Below are 561 nucleotides of genomic sequence, written 5' to 3' on the forward strand. Positions count from 1 at the left end.
AGGTCGAGCGCATAATCTTCCATCGCCGGATAGAGGATTTCCTCGACTGCCGGCGACAGCCGGTGAATCTCATCGATGAACAGCACATCGCGCGGCTCAAGATTGGTCAGCAGCGCCGCCAGATCACCGGGGCGCTCCAGCACCGGGCCGGAAGTGCTCTTGATCGATACCCCCATTTCCTCGGCAATGATGTTGGCCAGGGTGGTCTTGCCCAACCCCGGAGGGCCGAAGATCAAGGTGTGATCCAAAGACTCGTTGCGCCCGCGGGCCGCCTGGATGAACAGCTCCATCTGCTCGCGCACGCTAGGCTGGCCAATATAGTCGGCCAGACTGACTGGACGAATCGCCCGGTCCTGGATTTCCTCGCGCTCACGGGGGCCCGTGGCGGCGATCAGACGGTCAGCTTCAATCACTTAAATCATTCCCTTCAGGGCTCGGCGGATCATGTCTTCACTGCTCAAGCCTTTGTCTTTGATCGCGGAAACCGCCTTGCTGGCTTCCTGCGGCTTGTAGCCCAGGGAGATCAGCGCACTGACCGCATCCGACTCGGCGCTGGCCACC

Annotated in this window: 2 protein-coding genes; both read right to left on the reverse strand. The window is 61.1% G+C overall.

All coding sequences use genetic code 11. The features are described from left to right. Positions 1-413, reverse strand: a 413-nt coding sequence (locus Q7C21_RS22645) for an AAA family ATPase (protein WP_375151184.1), incomplete at its 3' end; no start/stop codon positions are given. Next, positions 414-560: a hypothetical protein gene (locus Q7C21_RS22650; RefSeq protein ID WP_375151185.1), complete on the reverse strand. Its 147-nt coding sequence runs from the start codon at positions 558-560 to the stop codon at positions 414-416. Position 561 lies beyond the last annotated feature (1 nt).

Origin of the sequence: Pantoea sp. ANP04 (assembly GCF_041982285.1) — a bacterium.
In the GTDB taxonomy this organism is placed as follows: domain Bacteria; phylum Pseudomonadota; class Gammaproteobacteria; order Enterobacterales; family Enterobacteriaceae; genus Pantoea; species Pantoea eucalypti.